General features: G+C 42.4%; 14 protein-coding genes. 9 read left to right on the plus strand and 5 right to left on the minus strand.

Going from position 1 to position 19,275, the window contains the following annotated elements; genetic code table 11:
- The first annotated feature begins 3 nt into the window (after window positions 1–3).
- The 5 genes from AAFF35_RS00805 to AAFF35_RS00825 all read left to right on the plus strand — a co-directional run bounded on the left by AAFF35_RS00805 (window position 4) and on the right by AAFF35_RS00825 (window position 4,686).
- A complete protein-coding gene (locus tag AAFF35_RS00805; protein ID WP_342330439.1) occupies window positions 4–999 on the plus strand; it encodes a PorP/SprF family type IX secretion system membrane protein in 996 nt (331 codons plus the stop codon).
- Between the two features lie 11 nt (window positions 1,000–1,010).
- Window positions 1,011–3,011 (plus strand): OmpA family protein, encoded by a 2,001-nt coding sequence (locus AAFF35_RS00810; RefSeq protein ID WP_342330440.1) that lies wholly within the window; start codon window positions 1,011–1,013, stop codon window positions 3,009–3,011.
- Window positions 3,012–3,104: 93 nt separating this feature from the next.
- Window positions 3,105–3,293, plus strand: a complete 189-nt coding sequence (locus tag AAFF35_RS00815) for a hypothetical protein (protein WP_342330441.1) — start codon at window positions 3,105–3,107, stop codon at window positions 3,291–3,293.
- A 397-nt stretch (window positions 3,294–3,690) separates the two neighbouring features.
- A complete protein-coding gene (locus tag AAFF35_RS00820; protein ID WP_342330442.1) occupies window positions 3,691–4,224 on the plus strand; it encodes a GAF domain-containing protein in 534 nt (177 codons plus the stop codon).
- A gap of 18 nt (window positions 4,225–4,242) precedes the next feature.
- On the plus strand, window positions 4,243–4,686 hold the full coding sequence (locus AAFF35_RS00825; RefSeq protein WP_342330443.1) for a GNAT family N-acetyltransferase: 444 nt from the start codon (window positions 4,243–4,245) through the stop codon (window positions 4,684–4,686).
- Here the strand turns inward: AAFF35_RS00825 and AAFF35_RS00830 are convergent.
- Genes AAFF35_RS00830 through AAFF35_RS00845 form a run of 4 tightly spaced genes read right to left on the minus strand, consistent with a single transcriptional unit; the run spans window position 4,676 to window position 11,098 of the window.
- The gene (locus tag AAFF35_RS00830; protein WP_342330444.1) at window positions 4,676–5,530 is read right to left on the minus strand and encodes an N-acetylglucosamine kinase; all 855 of its coding nucleotides are present in this window, start codon (window positions 5,528–5,530) and stop codon (window positions 4,676–4,678) included. The genes AAFF35_RS00825 and AAFF35_RS00830 overlap by 11 nt on opposite strands.
- An 18-nt stretch (window positions 5,531–5,548) precedes the next feature.
- Window positions 5,549–6,862, minus strand: coding sequence for a TolC family protein (locus tag AAFF35_RS00835; protein ID WP_342330445.1), 1,314 nt, complete (start codon window positions 6,860–6,862; stop codon window positions 5,549–5,551).
- A gap of 30 nt (window positions 6,863–6,892) precedes the next feature.
- Window positions 6,893–10,012: an efflux RND transporter permease subunit gene (locus AAFF35_RS00840; protein WP_342330446.1), complete on the minus strand. Its 3,120-nt coding sequence runs from the start codon at window positions 10,010–10,012 to the stop codon at window positions 6,893–6,895.
- A 9-nt stretch (window positions 10,013–10,021) separates the two neighbouring features.
- Window positions 10,022–11,098: an efflux RND transporter periplasmic adaptor subunit gene (locus AAFF35_RS00845; protein WP_342330447.1), complete on the minus strand. Its 1,077-nt coding sequence runs from the start codon at window positions 11,096–11,098 to the stop codon at window positions 10,022–10,024.
- 308 nt (window positions 11,099–11,406) lie between these two features.
- On the opposite strand from AAFF35_RS00845, the gene AAFF35_RS00850 reads away from it, so the two are divergent.
- Window positions 11,407–13,194 (plus strand): PDZ domain-containing protein, encoded by a 1,788-nt coding sequence (locus tag AAFF35_RS00850; RefSeq protein WP_342330448.1) that lies wholly within the window; start codon window positions 11,407–11,409, stop codon window positions 13,192–13,194.
- Between the two features lie 90 nt (window positions 13,195–13,284).
- Here the strand turns inward: AAFF35_RS00850 and AAFF35_RS00855 are convergent, their stop codons facing one another.
- Complete coding sequence (locus AAFF35_RS00855; RefSeq protein ID WP_342330449.1) at window positions 13,285–13,764, minus strand: hypothetical protein; 480 nt, start codon at window positions 13,762–13,764, stop codon at window positions 13,285–13,287.
- Between the two features lie 478 nt (window positions 13,765–14,242).
- Here AAFF35_RS00855 and AAFF35_RS00860 point away from each other — a divergent pair, with 478 nt between their 5' ends.
- The 3 genes from AAFF35_RS00860 (at window position 14,243) to AAFF35_RS00870 (ending at window position 19,164) form a co-directional block, all read left to right on the plus strand.
- Window positions 14,243–16,015, plus strand: a complete 1,773-nt coding sequence (locus tag AAFF35_RS00860) for a long-chain fatty acid--CoA ligase (protein ID WP_342330450.1) — start codon at window positions 14,243–14,245, stop codon at window positions 16,013–16,015.
- Window positions 15,993–17,711, plus strand: coding sequence for a gamma-glutamyltransferase (ggt, locus tag AAFF35_RS00865; RefSeq protein ID WP_342330451.1), 1,719 nt, complete (start codon window positions 15,993–15,995; stop codon window positions 17,709–17,711). Before AAFF35_RS00860 ends, ggt begins: the two co-directional genes overlap by 23 nt.
- Before the next feature lie 124 nt (window positions 17,712–17,835).
- Entirely contained in the window at window positions 17,836–19,164 is a 1,329-nt protein-coding gene (locus tag AAFF35_RS00870; RefSeq protein WP_342330452.1) for a DUF6089 family protein, read from the plus strand.
- The last annotated feature ends 111 nt before the right edge of the window (window positions 19,165–19,275 follow it).

A 19,275-nucleotide genomic window follows, 5' to 3' on the forward strand; every position in this document is an offset into this window, starting at 1 on the left:
GTTATGAAGAACCTAGTAAAAATTATAATAGCAGGAGCGTTTTTGAGTTTAGGAACGCAAAGGGTTATCGCACAGATTGATCCTCACTTTTCACAATATTACGCCCATCCACTGTGGTTAAACCCGGCATTAACGGGGGTTACTGACGGTGATTATAGGGTGTCCATAAATGCTAAGCAGCAATGGGGGGGTGTCTCTAATTCGTTTTTAACCGGGGGTGCGTCATTTGATATGGCCCCCGTTAAAAATCTCGCTTTCGGGGCGATGGTACTGAACCAGAATGCCGGAGACATCAGTTACAACCATCTGAGTGTCCTGGCTTCTGCGGCTTACCGGATTCATTTCGGTTCGACAGGGCAGAATATGATCAACTTCGGCGTCCAGGCGGGGATTCTGAACAAGAGTTTTGATGCTTCCAAGATTACCCTTGGAAACCAGTTTAACCCGGTAACGGGTTATGATCCTAACTTTGGAATCAGCGAATCGTTTGCTTCTTCGAATACCCTTGTTCCGGATGTCAATGTCGGGGTGATGTATTTTGATGGAAACCCGGACCAGCGTGTGAATGTCTTTGCAGGTGCAACGGCTGCCCACCTGACCAGGCCGATTGATAAATTCCTGGGTACCGATGTGCGGATGCCCATCCGCTATGCGGGACATGGAGGTGCAAGAATTAAAATAACCGACATGCTGGATATTACACCCAATGCATTACATATGAGACAGGGGAATGCGAAAGAAACCTCTGTAGGTGCTTATGCGAAAGTGATGCTAAATCCTGAAGCAGACCTGATGCTTGGAACAAACTATCGGGTGGATGATGCTGCAATTGCCTTCTTTGGCCTCAATATTAAGAACATGGTATTTGGTGTGAGCTACGACTTTAATACCTCCAGTTTTAATAAAATGGCCCGTAGTCAGGGCGGATTGGAGCTGTCCATCTCCTTTACCAGAAGAAAAGGTATTGTGGGTCCGAATTTCTTTTGTCCAAGATTATAATATAACGCGATATGAAACTTAAAATATTACTCGTCCTCTGCCTGCTTAGCCATGTTGTCAGTGCTCAATTTGTAACCAATAGCAAAAGAGTTGCTGATGTTTATTACCTGAATAAGGAGTATTATGCTGCGGCAGAATATTATAAAAAAGCTTTACAGATCTCTCCGGATAGCTCTGGTTTTGTGGTGCCTTACGGATTTGAGTCTAAGGTGAAACAGGAGAGCCCTAAGAAAGAAGATTACGAATATAGTGTCTTCCAGCTGGCAGAATCACTCCGACAGTATAAGAACTTTACTGATGCAGAGAAATGGTATGCCATTGCTAAAGATTTCAATAACCCGAAATATATCCTGAGTACCTTTTGGTATGGAGTGACGTTAAGAGCCAATCAAAAATATACAGAAGCAATCGGTGCTTTCGAGACTTTCCAGAAGAAATATACCGCCAGCGATGAGTATACTGCCAGGGCTAAAACTGAAATTGCTTCCTGCCAGTTTGCTTTATATGAAGTGAGCCATCCGCGGTTATTTAAGCTGGGAAGACTGAAAAATGACATCAACCAGGCGGGCTCCAATTATACACCATTGCTCAGAGGAAATAATTTTTATTTCACCTCTTCCAGACCGGTGAACAGCAGTGGTAAAAATGTGGTGTTATCGGATGCAAAAACTGCGTCAAAGGTAACGAGAAAACAAACGCCGTATGTAAATGCAATTTACGAAACTTCAGGGAACCCATTGACGGAAAGGATCTCTATCAAGAAAATTCCAACCAGCAACAAAGATAAAGAGCTGGCTACACCTGCTTTTCTTCCCAATGGAAAAGTGATGTTCATCACCGGATGGAGCGCTAAAGAAACCAGAAAGATTTATCAGCTGACTTCCGCTTCTGTAACAGGAAAAGATTGGTCTGAACCGGTAGAACTTGGAGGGAATATCAATGTGAAGGGTTTCAATGCCATGCAGCCTTCAGTGAGTAAAAACGGAAAATACCTGATCTTTTCTTCAGATCGTCCCGGCGGACATGGAAAGTATGATTTATGGTATTGTGCCATTCGTCCGGATGGATCGCTTGGACAGGCGATCAACATGGGAAATACGATCAATACTTCAGGGGATGAGGAAGCACCGTATTATAATGTGAAGACTAAAAAATTATTGTATTCGAGCAATGGAAAAGTCGGCCTGGGAGGCTTTGATTTTTATGAAAGTGATGGTGATTTTGACAGCTGGTCTGAACCCCGGAATTTAGGGTATCCATTCAACTCTTCTAAGGATGACCTTTATTTTACACCTTTGGATGATACTGATGTGGAAGGTTATATCAGTTCCGACAGGGAGTCTTTATGCTGCCTGGAGATCTTTCACCTCAAAAGAGAGTACCTGAACATCAGGGGAAGGATCCTGGATTGTAAAGATGGAAAACCATTGGAGAATGCAGTGGTGACGCTTGCGGACTCGCTGCAACAGTTTAAATTTACAACGGGAGCAGACGGGCAGTATAACTTCAGGATCAATTCTAACCGTCAGCTGAAGATTACCGCAGAGAAGGCGCAGTATTTTACCAAGAATTTAAGTTATTCTTACGATCAGCTGGCTCAAAAAGATACCTTGTTCAGCGAGGAGATCTGCCTGACTCCTTATAAAAAGGATGAAGCAATTGTGCTAAAAGATGTATTGTATGAGTTTGATAAAGCAGAGCTGACCTCAGATTCCAAAGTAAAAATGGATTACCTGTATAACATTCTGGTTGACAATCCACAGATTGAAATTGAGTTAAGTTCCCATACCGATAGTAAAGGAACGCCTGCTTATAATATGGACCTTTCTGATAGAAGAGCTAAATCCTGTGTGGATTACCTTCTTGGGAAAGGAATTTCGGAAAGCAGGATGAAGAGCAAGGGCTATGGTATGACTAAGCCGGTTGCACCGAATAAACTTCCAAACGGCAAAGACAACCCCGCAGGAAGAGCACTAAACAGACGTACTGAATTCAAGGTTACCAAAGATTAATACAAATTCTCTCTCAAAAGCCCTGGTTTGAATATTCAAGATTAATGCTGAATATTCGGACCGGGGCTTTTACCTTTGCATTAAAAATGAATTATGCATACTGAAGCTCATATTAAAATGGTGGCGGATACCCTGCTTCCCGGATTCCTGCCAAAAGATCCCAATGAAAAAAATCTTGTTTTTCATTTTACGCTGCCTCCAAATGAGAATTATAAAGTCAGCTATCTTAAAACGGCTAAAAATGAATGGGTGTTTAGCAGTTCGGAAAAAGTCGAGAGGTAGGGCCTGGAATTGTTTTTTTAAGAAAATCGATGTTTTTGTTTACTTTTAACTGATATTCAGTTCTATAGCTGTTTTGGGTGTGAGGGCGCCTTTACAAGGGAATGGGATAATATAGAGGATATAATGGATGTAGCGTAGTTAAATAGGCTGATTAATCATCAAAGTGAGAAAAAATTGCCCATATTCAATTATTGGGTATTATTGATCCTGCATTGATTTTTAGGTTAGATGATCGCATTTTGTTCCATTTTCAGAAGAGAAAAATGCGAAAGAACTTCGGTATGCCTTATTCGTTCCTCTTTATATTTAAGATCCAATTCTTCCTGTGTGCCAAATAGATAAGACCTCCCAATAGGTATGGTAATTGTTAAAGTACACATGACTAGATTTTAATAAATTGGAAACAAACATAGGAAGTATCCTGATTCCGACGGATGAAGATGCGAGATTGGAAAACCTGAAAAAGTATAAGGTCTTATATACTAAAACCGAACCTATATTCGATCAGCTGGCGGCCCTTACGGCAACAATGATGAATACCCCTATTGCGATGATTAACTTCGTGGACCGCGATAAAGTGTGGACCAAGGCAGATCAGAGCGGGCACATAGGACTGGAAGTAGACCGGGAGGTGAGCTTATGTTCTCTTGCGATCTTAAATGAAAGCGTAACGGTTTTTGAAGACCTCATTCAGAACCCTTGCCTCATCTCTAATCCCCTGATTGCCGGAGAATCCGGATTGCGCTTTTATGCTGCTGCTGCGATTACCACCAATGAAGGGTTTAGGGTAGGTGTGGTTTGTATCGTGGACAAGAAACCAAGGGTATTCAAAGAGGAAGACCGCAAGAAGCTGGAACTGATCGCACTGATGGTGAGAAGGGAAATGAACAAGCGGGTAGGAATTCCTGAGTTTGAAACTCAAAGCGTATAACGATACTTTTGTAAACTCATGAAGATTACAAAAATAAATGGCCATGTGCCGATGGACTTGTTCCTGCTGGCAGATCCGGCAGAAAAAAGTATCCTGGGATACCTTCCGGATTCACTGGTTTATATTGCTAAAATTAAGGAAGAAACGGTTGGCGGTTATATCCTGCAACCCATAGGAATAGCAAAGTACGAACTTAAAAATATTGCGGTAATGCCCGGGTATCAAAATCAGGGTATTGGCACTGCACTGCTTCAGCACCTCTTGGAAGTAGTGAAAAACCTCGGAGGGGAAAGTGTGGAAGTAGGAACCGGAACCTTTGGCTATCAGCTGGCCTTTTATCAGCGTGCAGGATTCCGGGCAGAAAGGATTGATAAAGACTTCTTCTTACTGAATTATAAGGAAGCCATTTTTGAAAACGGGATTCAACATCAGGACATGCTCCGCTTGCTGATTAAACTGTAATTCCCTCTTTTCTTAGGATGTAATTGTAAATTCCTTCAATAGGCTTCTGATAAATCTTACCTACTTTGACCTGGTTGCTTAAACAGACTTCTCTCAATACATCCCGGTAATAGTAAGCAATAGAGCCTACGAAATGACAATCCAGACTTTTATAGTTTGCATAGTCTTTAATGTTGGTGTCTACGAATTCCTGAAAACCTTCCCGTAAGATGTTAAGAATAAAAGGATGGTCTGTATGTTCTGCCATGAAACGGCTGATGGAAGCAAGATAGGTATTGGGTGATGATTTCTGATAGAGATTGGTGACTACAGTTTCCTTATCGATCTGGTAGTCTTGTGCAAATTTTACACTTAATTCGACTGGCATATTTCCGTATAGGTAGCTGGTGATGAGCTTCCGGCCAAAGAAGGTGCCTGAGCCTTCATCTCCTAAAACATATCCTAAACCATGAGCGCCACTATGAACGTTTTTGCCATCGTAATAAGAGATGTTTGAACCTGTTCCCAGGATGCAGGTTAAGCCTTTCTGATCGCCGCAGGTGGCGTAAGCTGAGCCAATTAAATCATGCTCTACCGAGACGTAAGCCTGGGTAAAAAAAGAAGAAATGCCATTCGAGATGACTTCCACTTTATCCGGAGAAGAACAGCCTGCACCAAAGAAATAAATTTCCTTCACTTTATCCGCATAAGCCGCGATTTCTTTCTTCTTCGAAAAAAGCTTAAAAATATCATGCGCATTCAAGAAATAAGGGTTAATACCCTGTGTGCTAAAACTGATGGTCTCTTCCGGGCTGTAACCCATCCAGTCAGTTTTAGAGGACCCGCTGTCTGCTACTAAAATCATTTGCTAAAAATAACAATCTTATTGAATATTTAATGTGCCACTGATTTCTTTTAAGCTGATTTCAGTAAGTTTTGCCTGATACTGGGCATCCAGAAACCGGGTGATGGCCGTAATGGAGTTTCTTTGTGCCTCTCTGAGCTCCAGCGGAGAGATGCTGCCCAGCCGGTATTTTTCAAGCGTAATGTCCAGATTTTGTTTTGCAATGTTCACATTGGTCTGCTCTACCTTCAGCAGGTCCAGGTTGGTCAGGTAATTCTGATAAGCCGAAAGCAGCTGGGCGTTGATGTCCTGTCTGGCTTTTTCCAGGTTCAACTCGGTGGTATTGATCTGTACCTTTGCGTTACGTTCATTCTGACGCTGCAGGAAGCCGTTAAACAGGTTGAGACTTGCTGTTACTCCATAAGTAAAACCCCTGGCTCTGAACTGCGTATTAAAGCCCGTAGGGCTCGTGCTGTTAGAGAATTCATAACCACTGTTGAGACCCACTGTCGGATAACGCTGTCCTTTTACCTGTTTCAGGTTAAGTTCTGCAATTTTTTTATTGATGAAGGCCGCTTGTAAAGCCGGACTGAGTTGTTGAGCCAGACCAGACAATTCTGTATAATTTAAATCCTGTTCTATTTTCATGTTTTGGTCCACTTCAAAAACCAGATTCAGGTCCCTTGCCATCACCTGGTTTAAGGTCACCATATTCGTCCTGAGTACATTCTTTTGCTGCAAATAAAGAGAGGTATCTGCATTATAATCTACGGTAGCAGAAAGAACATCCAGTTTGGAACCTCTTCCGATCTCCAGCTTGTTTTTGGCAATGGTTAAACGCATCCTTGAAATGTCGAGTGCGGTATCTGTAGCCATCACCAGTTGTTGTTGCCTGACTAAAGCATAATAGCCATTGATCACATCGGCAACTGTGGCAATGACTGTCTCTTTTGCATTCACCTCTCCCAGCTTTTGTAATTCTTTAAGCCGGTCGTAATTGGCAAACATCTGGAGACCATCAAATATGGTCCATCCTAAAGATGCCCCATAGCTTTGGTTAGTGCTTCTTGCTCCATCTGTTCTTCGTTCTGTTCCTGAAGCCTGAGTTTGTACGGTATTCTGATTACTCCCTCCTCTGCTGTAATCTGCGGTAAGTTTAGGTAGCATCCCTGCGTTTCCGGGATTGATGTTGTTTTTCGCAATCTGTACCTCATTATTCACGAGCCTGATGTCGTAATTGTTCTTTAACGCGGTGCTGATGGCTTCTTCCAGACTCAGCTTTTGCTGTGCAAAACCTGTCCTGCCAGCCAATAACAGCAGCACGGTGGCAAATAGAAGTTTCCTGGTTTTCATGGTCTTATAGAGTTGAAACTGGATCATGGGTTAATGTGCTTTTTTTGCTAAGCTTTCTTCCGCTAAGGCCGCTTTCAGTGAAAGTTCTAATTCTGTATTTGCTTTGTGCTCTTTAGACCAGTAAGAATAAATGGCGGGGATCACAAATAGCGTTAAGATCAGGGCGAACATGGTTCCCCCAACGATCACGATTCCCATTCCCATCCTGCTCTTTGCTGCGGCACCTAAAGCCATGGCAATCGGCAATGCACCGATGGCAATGGCCAGACTGGTCATCAGAATGGGTCTGAGCCTGGAAACCGAAGCTTCCCTGATGGCATCGTGAACGCTCTTTCCGGTTTCTTTCAGCTGATTGGCAAATTCCACAATCAGAATCCCGTTTTTGGTCACCAGTCCGATCAGCATGATCGTTCCGATCTGGCTGAAGATATTCCAGCTCTGACCAAACAACCAGAGCGATAAAAAGGCTCCAGCAACGGCCATTGGTACCGTCAGAATGATGATCACAGGATCTACAAAACTCTCAAATTGTGCCGAAAGGATTAAATAGACCAGCAATAAGGCAAGGCCGAATGCGAACATGGTATTGGAAGAACTTTCCTGGAAATCCCTGGATTCGCCACCGAGATCTGTAGAAAAGGACTCATCCAGTATTTTAGCGGAAATCCGGTCCATCGCTTCGATACCTTCACCGATGCTTTTACCCGGAGCCAGACCTGCGGAAACCGTTGCCGAAATGAAACGGTTGTTCCGGTACAATTGCGGCGGACTGCTTTTTTCTCTCGCCGTTACCATATTGTCTACCTGAATGAGCTCATTTTTATTATTCCGTACATAAACTGAACTCAGGTCTAAAGGATCTTTCCGGTCATTCATCTCGAATTGTCCGATCACCTGGTATTGCTTGCCATTCATAAAGAAATAAGAGAAGCGCTGGCCACTTAAGCCCAGCTGAAGGGCCATCCCGATATCCGAAACGGAGACGCCCAGATTTTTCGCCTTATCTCTGTCGATCGTTAAATCAATCTCTGGCTTGTTAAATTTAAGGTCCACATCTGAAGTGGTAAACGTAGGGTCTTTGGACACCTCATCCATAAACAAGGGTACTTTTTCCCTCAGCTTATCAAAGTTCTGTGCCTGGATAATGTAATTGACCGGCAAGCCCCCTCTGCGACCCACAGAAATGGTCGGTTGCTGGGTGACTACGACTTTTCCTTCCGTATACCTTCTGGTGATTCTGGTGAGCCTGGCAGCAATCTCATCCTGTGTACGGCCACGGTCGCCCGGATCAGATAGGCCCATTCTGATAAAACCACTGTTGGTAGATCCCGATCCGCCAAATCCCGGAGAAGTGATGGTAATGTTGACCTTTGTTTCTGGAATAGAATCGGTAATCATCTGCTGGATTTTCAGCATGAAACGATCCGTATAGGCAAAGGAAGAGCCTTCTGGTGTGGTCACCCTCAGATTGATCGCACTGCGGTCATCATAAGGAGCCGTTTCTTTTGGTAAGATCTTCCAGAATAGAGCAATCATTGCCACACAGACCACAATGATGGGAATGGACAGCCATTTTTTGTTGAGGAACTTATTCAGGTTATCCGAGTAGCTGTCGTTCAGCTTCACAAAATAAGGTTCCGTAAGGTTATAGAAATTCGATTTTTTATGCCCGGTCTTTTTCATGAGGTAGGCATTCAGCATCGGCGTTAAAGTTAAAGATACAAAGGCCGAGATGAGCACGGCTGCACCAATTACAATCCCGAACTCCCGGAAGAGCCGCCCGACAAATCCTTCGAGAAAGATAACCGGTAAAAACACCGCCGCAAGGGTAACGGAAATCGAGATCACCGCAAAAAATATTTCATTGGATCCTTTGATCGCGGCCTCAAAAGGAGAGTAACCTTCTTCCACCTTTTTAAAGATGTTTTCGGTCACCACAATCCCATCATCCACCACCAGTCCGGTGGCCAGAACAATAGCGAGTAAGGACAATACATTGATGGAGAATCCAAAAATGTACATGATAAAGAAAGTAAAGATCAGTGAAACCGGAATATCCAGCAAAGGCCTGATGGCAATTGCCCAATCCCTGAAAAACAGGTAAATAATGAGGATCACCAGGATCAGGGACAGAATGATGGTCTCCGCAACTTCTGTAACCGACATCTTAATGAACTTCGTATTATCTAAAGAGATGTTCAGCTTGATGTCTTTTGGAATATCTTTCTGTAATTGCTCAAATCTTTTGTCAAACTCTCTGGAGATGTCCAGGTAATTTGCTCCCGGCTGAGGGACAAGACCAACGGCTACCATGGGTTTTCCTGATTCCCTTAAAATGGTTTCTTCATTTTCTGAACCAAGTACTGCGTAACCTACATCTTTCAGGCGGACTACATTATCGGTATCGTTCTTCAGGATCAGGTTATTGAATTCTTCTTCGTTGGTCAGTTTTCCCAGTGTTTTTACAATGAGCTCCGTATTTGCACCAGTGATTTTTCCCGATGGCAACTCTACGTTTTCGTTGTTAAGTGCGGTAACAATATCCTGGGAAGTCAGTCCGTAGGCAGCCAGTTTATCCGGAGAAATCCGGATGCGCATGGCATATTTTCTTTGGCCCTGAATCTGCACACTACTCACTCCGGTGATGGTTTGCAGGCGGTCGGCAATCACATTTTCTGCATAATCACTCAGTTCCATCACATTGCGTTTATCGCTTTGAATGGTCATGGTGATTACCGCGTCGGAGTTGGCATCGGCCTTGCTGACTACCGGATTTCCGTCGATGTCTTTGGGTAGGCTTCTTGCTGCCTGAGAGACCTTGTCGCGCACGTCGTTTGCCGCATCATCAATGTTCTTGTTCAGGTTAAATTCTATGGTGATGTTACTGCTTCCCTGGTTGCTGGAAGAGGAAATGTTCCTGATCCCGTCAATTCCGTTAATGGACTTTTCCAGGGGTTCTGTAATCTGTGATTCTATAATGTCTGAGTTTGCACCCGGATAAGAGGTCCTCACAGAAACGACAGTAGGGTCAATGTTCGGGTATTCCCGGACGCCCAGGAAATTATAACCGATGACACCAAAAAGAAGGATCATCAGGTTCATCACGATGGCCAGAACCGGCCTTTTTATACTGGTGGTTGAAATGCTCATAAAGGAAACTTAATTTTTAACCACAGTTACTTTCACAGGGGCATCCTGTTTTAAAGCCATTGCACCGGTAGTCAATACGGTATCACCTACTTTTAATCCGGAAGTGATGACAATATTTTCAGCAGTCCGTGTTCCTGCTTCTACTTCAATTTGTTGGGCCTTGCCATTCTTGCTGATAAACACCGTCTTCCCTTTTAATACCGGAATAATAGCTTCATTTGGAATCAGGATCGCATCTTTTGAAGTGCTGAGGGCAAGTTTGATCTTGGCAAAAGATCCCGGAAGGAGTTCTTGATTCGGATTTGGAACGAGTGCTTTGATTTGCAGTGTTCTGGTTTGGGTATTGATCCCGGGCTCGATGGCAAACACCTTGCCCGTAAATGATTTGGTATAACCATCAGTCGTAAAGAAGACTTCAGAGCCTGTCTTGATTTGTCCGACATATTTCTCCGGAACAGAAAAGCTGATTTTTAATGGATTGATGCTGGAGAGGTTGGCAATAATCGCTGCCGGGGTTAAATAAACACCTTCAGAGATAGATCGTAAACCAATCTTGCCGCTAAAGGGAGCGAAAATTGAGGTCTTTGCCAGCTGTGCACGGATCAGTTGGGTCTGTGCTTTCAGGGATTGCAGATTGGCAAGGGAGGTATCATATTCTTCCTGACTGATGGCGCCTTTTTCCAGTAATTGTTTGGAGCGGCTCTCATTGGTTGCCGAAAGCCTTTGTTTCGTTAAAGCATCTTGCAGCTGCGCCTGAATATCACGATCGTTGATTTTCACCAACAGGCTGCCTTTTGTCACATTAGAACCTTCTTTGAAGTTGATGCTGGTTACCAAACCGGAAACTTCACTGTGAAGTTCTACGGATTCATTCGCTTCCAGCGTTCCGGTAACTTCCAGGTCATTGTTGAAATCACCTGTTTTGACAACGATCCCATTCACCTGTAGTCCCTTTCCGGGGCCACCTTTTCCTTTACCCATTCCGGCACCCTCATCGGCAATTTTTTTATTGGCAGAAATGCGGTAATAGACTAAATAGGCAATGCCCAGAGCGATCAGGGCATAGATGATGTATCTTAGTTTCATATGTGGTGAATAGGATAAGTTAACGTGCAAAAATATTTAAATATACGGCCTGTAATAGCTTGTATTAAGTATGTTACAGCCTAATATTCTTTTTAAGGACGACGAAAAGAGATAAATTATACATTTGTTTATCGCCCGTAAAAAGTAAATTAGCGCCTTCTTTAACCTATGACTTAAAAGAACGATAAAAGTTTAGCCTGGTTTAATTGGTTTAATATAACAATTATGATACTAAAAAACAGGGTTTAATTGAGGAAGGGCTTGATTAGGAGAGAAGGATGGGTACAATAAAATAATAAGATTAAAGAATGAAAAAATCAATTGTAGGACTAGTAATATTACTATCAGTAGGTATGACAGCCAGATCGCAGGTAAAAGTAGGATTCGAGGTGAGCTTTAAAGAACCTCAGGCACATTATGTGGAAATGGAAATGACGATTTCCGGATTGGCTAAAGATTACGTAGATGTAAAGATGCCGGTATGGGCCCCCGGTTCTTACCTGGTCCGTGAGTTTGCAAAAAGCGTAGAGGACTTTAGTGCCACTGCGGGAGGTAAACCTGTAAAATTTGAAAAAGTTAAGAAAAACGCATGGAGGGTATATTCTGCTAAATCCAATGCAATAAAAATTAAATATAGGGTGTATGGTTTTGAAGTTTCTGTACGGACCCCGTTCATAGATGAATCACATGCCTTTTTATCCAGCACCGGTATATTCATGTATCCTGATGGATTATTGAAATTGCCAAGTACAGTGAAAATAATTCCTTATAAAGGATGGAGTAAAGTCTCTACAGGTCTGGAGCCGGTAGCAGGACAGCCTTTTACTTATACGGCCTCAGACTTTGATGTGCTGTTTGACAGTCCTATTGAAGTAGGAAATCAGGAAGTATTTGATTTTATGGCTTCAGGTGTAAAACATGAAGTTGCCATGTATGGTGGCGGCAATTATGATAAAGAGCGCCTGAAAGTAGATATGGCTAAGGTGATCGAACAGGCAACGGCCATCTATGGCGAGAACCCTAATAAACACTATACTTTCATCGTTCATAATTTTGAAAGAGGTGGTGGTGGTTTAGAGCATTTAAACTCTACGGTTTTAGGTGCTTCCAGAAATGCATACCAGACACCGGAGGGGTATCTTGGATTCCTGAATCTGGTTGCCCATGAGTATTTCCATTTATGGAATGTGAAAAGAATGCGTCCGATTGCTTTAGGTCCATTCGATTACGACAATGAAAACTATACCACCAATTTATGGGTGGCAGAAGGATTTACTTCTTACTATGAGAACAAATTGGTACTACGTGCAGGTTTTGTAGATCCTAAAACCTTTGTGGATGGACTGGTTACGGCGGTGGCCAATGTATCTAATACTCCGGGAGCTAAAGTACAGTCGGCAGCAGAATCCAGTTATGATGCCTGGATTAAAGGATACAGACCGAATGAAAATTCAAACAACACAGGTGTTTCTTATTATAGCAAAGGCGAAGTAGTAGGTTTGTTAATGGACCTGGAGATTGCTCAGGCCACTAAAGGAACAAAAAGCCTGGATGATGTGATGAAAGCCATGTATCTTCAGGGTAAAACGTTGAAAAGAGGATATACTGATGCTGAATTTAAAGCGATGGTAGAGAAGATCAGTGGCAAAAGCTTTACTGATTTTTGGACAAAATATGTAAACGGAACGCATCCTGTAGAATATGATAAATATTTTGGATATGCCGGAATCACGATCAAAAATCAAAATGAAGGAAACAATATTCCTTATATTGGTGTGGCTTCTAAAAAGACAGAAGGCAGAATCATCATCTCTGCAATATCGAGAAACTCAGCTGCATGGGTGGATGGCCTAAATGTCAATGACGAAGTGATCAGTGTAGATGGAGTTGGTGTGGAAGCCGCACTAGAGCGCATGCCGGTAATTACCAGCAAAAAACCTGGTGATGTGGTAACGGTAAAAGTGAAAAGAGACGGGATTGAAAAAGACATCAAAATTACATTGAAAGCTAGTCCGAATATCAAGCTGGTAGGGGAGATTCAGAACAATGCTCCGGAATCACAGGTATTGGTACGTAAAGGCTGGATGGGAATATAATCTTCAGCTCAGTTAAAAGAAGCGGGGTTAGAAAAAAGCACATGACAACATGCTTTTTCTAACCCCGCTTTTTTTAGGTGTTTTGTTAACCTAGAAGGTAAAACGTAAAGACAGTCCAACACCTGAAGCGTCAAAATCTGTATCAGGAACAAGACCGATCGTTGGTTTCCAGTCTAAGGAAATATTGATTGGCGCATCTGCAAATTTGTAATCCAAACCTAAAACACCGTCAACACCTAAATAAAGGTCACTTTGATCTTTTGGTTTGTATTTAACCGATCCTACTGTACCACCCACACCATAATACCAGTTTAATCCTGCTGCATTGCTGATTGGGTTATAGATTTCATATAAACCAGTTACGCGGAAATAGTTGTAGTTGCTGTTTGATCTAAAGTTGGCAATGATATCTACCATCTTGTTTCCACCAAGTGTTGTTTTGAAAGTAACCCCATTTGCAGCGCCGAAACGACCACCAATGGCATTCTTGTAACTTTGTGCGCTTGACTCTGAATGGAAAGCAAACGTCGCAATCACGGCTAAACAAATAATAGTAAGTAATTTTTTCATAATCTGTGTTTTATTAATTTTTTATTGATGATTTCTACCTTATCAACTATTGTGCCGTTAAATCTAAAAGAATACGCGTTTTGCTTTTTTGACAGGCTTAACAGCCGATTTTAAATCCGTTGAAAAAGGGCTGGAGTATTTTCTTTAATGTCGGAAAACGGCTAAAGACAGGTTCGGAATAAGCAGTGATGTAAGTCATATCAAGCCCGGATAGAACAGGAATGAAACACGCATTTTGTCCCTGTTCTATCCGTGTTCTATCCCTGTTTGATCCCTGTTCTATCCGGGCTTCATCCGAACCCGTTTCGACCTCGCCAGCTTCTTTGTCCTTTCCTTGTTTTTTAGCTTTCGATTGCAGCGGATCTCTCCGAATTAATTATTACAGAAAGAAAACATACCAATATTTAAATTGGTTTTGATAGAGAATTTAATTTATTAGATTTGGGAAACACCAGGTACAAATTATAAAATAACGGTTATGGCGGTAACGATCACACGAGTATTCGATTTACTTCAATACAATTTAGAGAATTTTCCAAAAGAGGAGTTTATAAGTGGTAAGATAAAGGGGGAATGGAAGAAATACAGCACCAAAGATATCATTGAATCGGTTGATGCATTGAGCCGGGGATTGGTTGATCTTGGTGTAGGAAAAGGTTCAAGGATCGCTGTGATGTCCCATAACCGGCCGGAGTGGAATATCTCCGATTTTGCAATTATACAATTGGGTGCGTATCAGGTTCCTTTATATCCAACGCTTGCTGAGCACGACATTAAGTTTATTCTGGAGAATGCAGAGATTACCGTGATCTTCGTGGCTGATGAAGAGATTTATAAAAAGGTAAAGCCTGTTTGTGATGAATTGAATTCTTCCATTAAGATTTATTCTTTTAATCCTATCGAGGGAGTGGCTTCCTGGGAAGAGCTGCTGAAAGCCGGGAAAGAAAATGCCTCTGTTGATCTTGATGCCTATAGGAAAGAAGTGACACCAGATGATATTTTGACCCTGATTTATACTTCCGGAACTACAGGAACACCGAAAGGAGTGATGCTGACCCATAATAACCTGGTGAAAAATTTTGAACACTCGTCTATTCTTGTTCCTCCTGGCTTACATAAGGCGCTGAGCTTTCTTCCGCTTTCGCACATCTTTGAGCGGATGATCGTTTATCTCCACATGTATAAGGGGGCATCTGTTTATTACGCAGAAAGTACGGAAACAATTGTTGCCGATATTCAGTTTGTGAAGCCCAACGGTTTTTCTACTGTTCCCCGCCTGCTCGAAAAAGTATACGATAAAATCATAGAAAAAGGAAAAGCACTGACCGGAGTAAAAAAAGGAATCTTTTTCTGGGCCCTTTCTGTAGCCGAGAAATACGATTTTAACAACGGGGCCTTTTATAATTTTAAATTAGGAATTGCGCGGAAGCTGGTATTTTCAAAATGGCAGGCCGCAATGGGAGGTGAGATCGTCGTGATCGTATCTGGCGGGGCCGCTTTAAATCCCCGTTTGGCTAAGATCTTCTACGCTGCAGGAATGCCGGTAATGGAAGGCTATGGCTTAACTGAGACCTCTCCTGTAATTACTGTCAACTATTTTGGTCAGACCAGATTCGGAACCGTAGGTCCTGCTATTGAAGGGGTAGAGGTTAAAATTGCTCCCGATGGCGAGGTTTTAGCACGCGGGCATAACATCATGAAAGGCTATTATAACCGGCCCGACCTGACCGCCGAAGCAATTGACGCGGAGGGTTGGTTCCATACCGGTGATATCGGTGAACTTGTGGAAGGACAGTTTTTAAAAATTACTGACAGGAAAAAAGAAATCTTCAAAACCGCTGGTGGAAAGTACGTCGCTCCACAAATGCTGGAAAATAAATTAAAGGAATCGCCATTGGTAGAGCAGGTGATGGTACTTGGTGAAAACAGGAAATTTCCTGCGGCATTAATTGTCCCTACTTTTGAAGCACTGAAAGGTTGGTGTGGAAAGAAAGGTATTCCATATACCACCAATGAGTTGATGATCAAAAACCCGCTGGTCATAAAAAAATACGATGAGATCGTTGCTTACAGTGTTAAAGATTTCGGAAAATGGGAGCAGGTGAAACGCATTGCCTTATTATCGAAAGAATGGAGCATTGTTGATGGCGAATTAACACCGAAGCTCAGTTTGAAACGAAAAGTGATCTTAGAAAAAAATGCCGCTACTATAGAACAAATTTATGCTGATGCAGAAGGATATAAAGGATAAGGTTTTTTCATGGGTAATGGGCTTTGTCCTCTTGTCCGGAGCTTTGGTTTCCGGATGTGCAGGTGGACAGATTGGGAAAAAGAATAGTGAAGAGTACCGCAACGGAATGGTCGTTTCGGCAAGTCCGCTGGCTTCAAAAGTAGGTATTGATATTTTAAAGAAAGGTGGGAATGCAGTGGATGCGGCGGTCGCTGTCCAGTTTGCTTTAGCAGTGGTCTATCCCAACGCCGGAAATATTGGTGGTGGTGGCTTTATGGTTTACCGCTCTGCATCGGGAGAAACGAATACGCTTGATTTTAGAGAAAAGGCCGGAGCTGCGGCCTCCAGAAACATGTACCTTGATTCGGCAGGACAACCAATCGTTGATAAAAGTTTGTATGGACAGCTGGCTTCAGGTGTTCCGGGTTCTGTTGCCGGAATGGTAGCGGCCCACGAAAAATATGGAAAGTTGAAATGGGCAGACTTGATTGAGCCTGCAATTTTGCTGGCCAGAAAGGGATTTGCCATTACCGAACGGCAAGCCGCCGAATTTAATAGTTTGCAGGATAAATTGATCGCTTTTAATCCGCTTGGTACTGCACTGATCAAAAAAAGTCAGTGGGTAAAAGGCGATTTGTTACTACAGAATGAGCTGGCAAACACGCTGGAACAGATTCGTGATAAAGGCCGTGCCGGATTTTATGAAGGTGCTGTGGCGGACAGTCTGTTGCTGGAAATGAAACGCGGTGGCGGGATCATTACTGCTCAGGATTTGAAGAACTACCAGGCCGTATGGCGCAAGGCCATTACAGGAACGTATAAAGGATATAAGATCATTACTATGCCCCCTCCTTCAAGTGGAGGAATTGCCTTAATTCAGTTGCTGAAATCTGTGGCACCTTATCCTTTGAAAAAATGGGGGTATAATGCCGACTCTACGGTGCAGGTGATGGTGGAAGCAGAACGCAGGGTTTATGCTGATCGAGCTACACACCTGGGGGATCCGGATTTTTATGCGGTTCCGGGAAAGGAATTAATGGAAGATGAGTATGTTAAAAGTAGAATGAGCACTTTTAACTGGGCAAAGGCAACAGCGAGCGCAGCCGTTAAAGCGGGGGAAGTCAAAGGAAAGGAACATGAAGAAACAACTCATTTCTCCATCGTAGATAAAGCAGGAAATGCAGTTTCGGTTACGACGACGCTGAATGGCTCTTATGGAGCTACCGTGGTGGTGAAAGGAGCCGGATTTCTTTTGAATAACGAAATGGACGACTTCTCTGTTAAGCCAGGTTCACCTAATATGTATGGTCTGGTGGGTGGAGAGGCGAATGCCATTGCTCCGGGAAAAAGAATGTTGAGCTCTATGACGCCGACAATTATTGAAAAGGAGGGTAAATTATTTATGGTTGTAGGCACTCCCGGAGGTTCTACGATAATAACGTCTGTTTTTCAGACCATATTGAATGTCACTGAGTTTGACCAGAATATGCAACAGGCTGTGACCTCAAAACGCTTCCATCACCAATGGTTACCGGACGAAGTTTATCTTGAAGAGGGAGCACTGGATAGTCTGAATATCTCGAAATTGAAGTCCAGAGGCTATATTCTTACACCCAGAGGCCCGATCGGGAGAGTTGATGGTATCCTTAAAACCAAATGGGGTTATTATCAGGGGGGTGCTGATCCCCGTGGTGACGATGAGTCAGTAGGCTGGTAGCCTGTATAGAATTCTGCACACTTAATCTCAAATAACAGTCGTTTAAAGTAGTTTTAAATATTGGCCTAAGTATTGAAATGAATTATATGATTAAACATTGTAACAATTATTTAATACTTATTTTATGAAACAAAATTTATTTAAAACCCTGCCTGTGGCTTTAGCTGCGCTCTTAATTGGGGGTTCTGTTCAGGCTCAGGATCAAGCAGGTACAAATTCAAATCAGCTGACTACATGGTCATTTGGTGTTAATGCCGGGGTTTTAACTCCTACATCTCCTCTTGGTGGTAAAAACGATTTCTCTAACAACAAATCAAGCTTAGGTTATGGTCTTTACATCAAAAAACAATTTACACCATATTTCTCTTTACGTTTAGACGGAGTAAGAGGTAAATTAAAAGCTGATAACACTGAAAAATGGAAAAGTGGTGCAACTAACGTAAGCCCTGTAAGTGCTTTCGAAACTGACCTTAGCTATTCAGGAAGTTTAAATGCTGTAGTTAACATGTTCAATATCGACATGTTCAATAAAACCAGCGCTTTGCAATTGTATGCTTCAGCTGGTGCTGGTTTAGCTGGTTACAAAGTTAAAACTGCAACTGGTGGTGGTGCATTAACAAATTATGCTGGTGATAAAACAATCAGCGAATTGATCATTCCTGTAGGTTTAGGTGCTAAAGTTAAATTATCTGAAAAGATCAATTTGGATTTAGGATGGACTGTAAACTTTGTTGATGGTGATAACCTTGATGGGTTCTACCGTGCAACAAACGATAGATATTCATACGCTTATGGAGGTTTAGAGTTTGCTTTAGGAAAAGGAAAACAATTGGCATGGCATAACCCTGTAGCTTTAACTTATGATGAAGCATTACAGGCAAAACAAACTGCTAACGCTTTAAAAGGTGACTTAGATGCTCAGAAAGCTGAAAACGCAAGATTGAGATCTGAAATGAACGACTTATTGAAAGATACTGACGGTGACGGTGTTGCTGATAAATTGGATAAATGTCCAGGTACTCCTTCAGGAACAGTTGTTGATGGTGCAGGTTGTCCTTTAAAAGTTCCGGCTCCGGTTATCCAGGAAAAAGTAATCATCACTGAAGCTGACCGTAAGGTAGTGGATGAGGCAATCAGAAACTTAGAATTTGATTTAGGTAAAGCAACTATCCGCTCTAAATCTTATACTACTTTAAATCGTGTTGCTGCTTTATTAGTAGAGAAAAACTTTAGCTTGAAATTAGCTGGTCATACAGATAATACAGGCTCAATGGCTTTAAACTTACGTTTATCGAAAGAAAGAGCTGAGTCGGTTAAAGCTTATTTAGTTTCTCAAGGTGCAAATGCTTCACGTATCGAAGCTACAGGTTACGGTCCAAACCAACCTATTGCTACCAACAAAACTGCTGCTGGTCGTCAGAAAAACAGAAGAGTAGAATTCACACTTTACTAGTCTGAAATAGTATTTAGTTTAAAAGCCGCCTTACGTAAGTAAGGCGGCTTTTTTTATGATATAATTTTTTTTATTGTGCTTGCATATAAGGTTTTAATTCTATAGCTTTGT

Origin of the sequence: Pedobacter sp. FW305-3-2-15-E-R2A2 (genome assembly GCF_038446955.1) — a bacterium.
Taxonomy (GTDB): Bacteria; Bacteroidota; Bacteroidia; order Sphingobacteriales; family Sphingobacteriaceae; genus Pedobacter.

Coding starts and splice junctions, on each gene's coding strand:
- AAFF35_RS00805 (WP_342330439.1), top strand. CDS start 4: ATGAAGAACCTAGTAAAAATTATAATAGCAGGAGCGTTTTTGAGTTTA.
- AAFF35_RS00810 (WP_342330440.1), top strand. CDS start 1,011: ATGAAACTTAAAATATTACTCGTCCTCTGCCTGCTTAGCCATGTTGTC.
- AAFF35_RS00815 (WP_342330441.1), top strand. CDS start 3,105: ATGCATACTGAAGCTCATATTAAAATGGTGGCGGATACCCTGCTTCCC.
- AAFF35_RS00825 (WP_342330443.1), top strand. CDS start 4,243: ATGAAGATTACAAAAATAAATGGCCATGTGCCGATGGACTTGTTCCTG.
- AAFF35_RS00830 (WP_342330444.1), bottom strand. CDS start 5,530: ATGATTTTAGTAGCAGACAGCGGGTCCTCTAAAACTGACTGGATGGGT.
- AAFF35_RS00835 (WP_342330445.1), bottom strand. CDS start 6,862: ATGAAAACCAGGAAACTTCTATTTGCCACCGTGCTGCTGTTATTGGCT.
- AAFF35_RS00840 (WP_342330446.1), bottom strand. CDS start 10,012: ATGAGCATTTCAACCACCAGTATAAAAAGGCCGGTTCTGGCCATCGTG.
- AAFF35_RS00845 (WP_342330447.1), bottom strand. CDS start 11,098: ATGAAACTAAGATACATCATCTATGCCCTGATCGCTCTGGGCATTGCC.
- AAFF35_RS00850 (WP_342330448.1), top strand. CDS start 11,407: ATGAAAAAATCAATTGTAGGACTAGTAATATTACTATCAGTAGGTATG.
- AAFF35_RS00855 (WP_342330449.1), bottom strand. CDS start 13,764: ATGAAAAAATTACTTACTATTATTTGTTTAGCCGTGATTGCGACGTTT.
- AAFF35_RS00860 (WP_342330450.1), top strand. CDS start 14,243: ATGGCGGTAACGATCACACGAGTATTCGATTTACTTCAATACAATTTA.
- ggt (WP_342330451.1), top strand. CDS start 15,993: ATGCAGAAGGATATAAAGGATAAGGTTTTTTCATGGGTAATGGGCTTT.
- AAFF35_RS00870 (WP_342330452.1), top strand. CDS start 17,836: ATGAAACAAAATTTATTTAAAACCCTGCCTGTGGCTTTAGCTGCGCTC.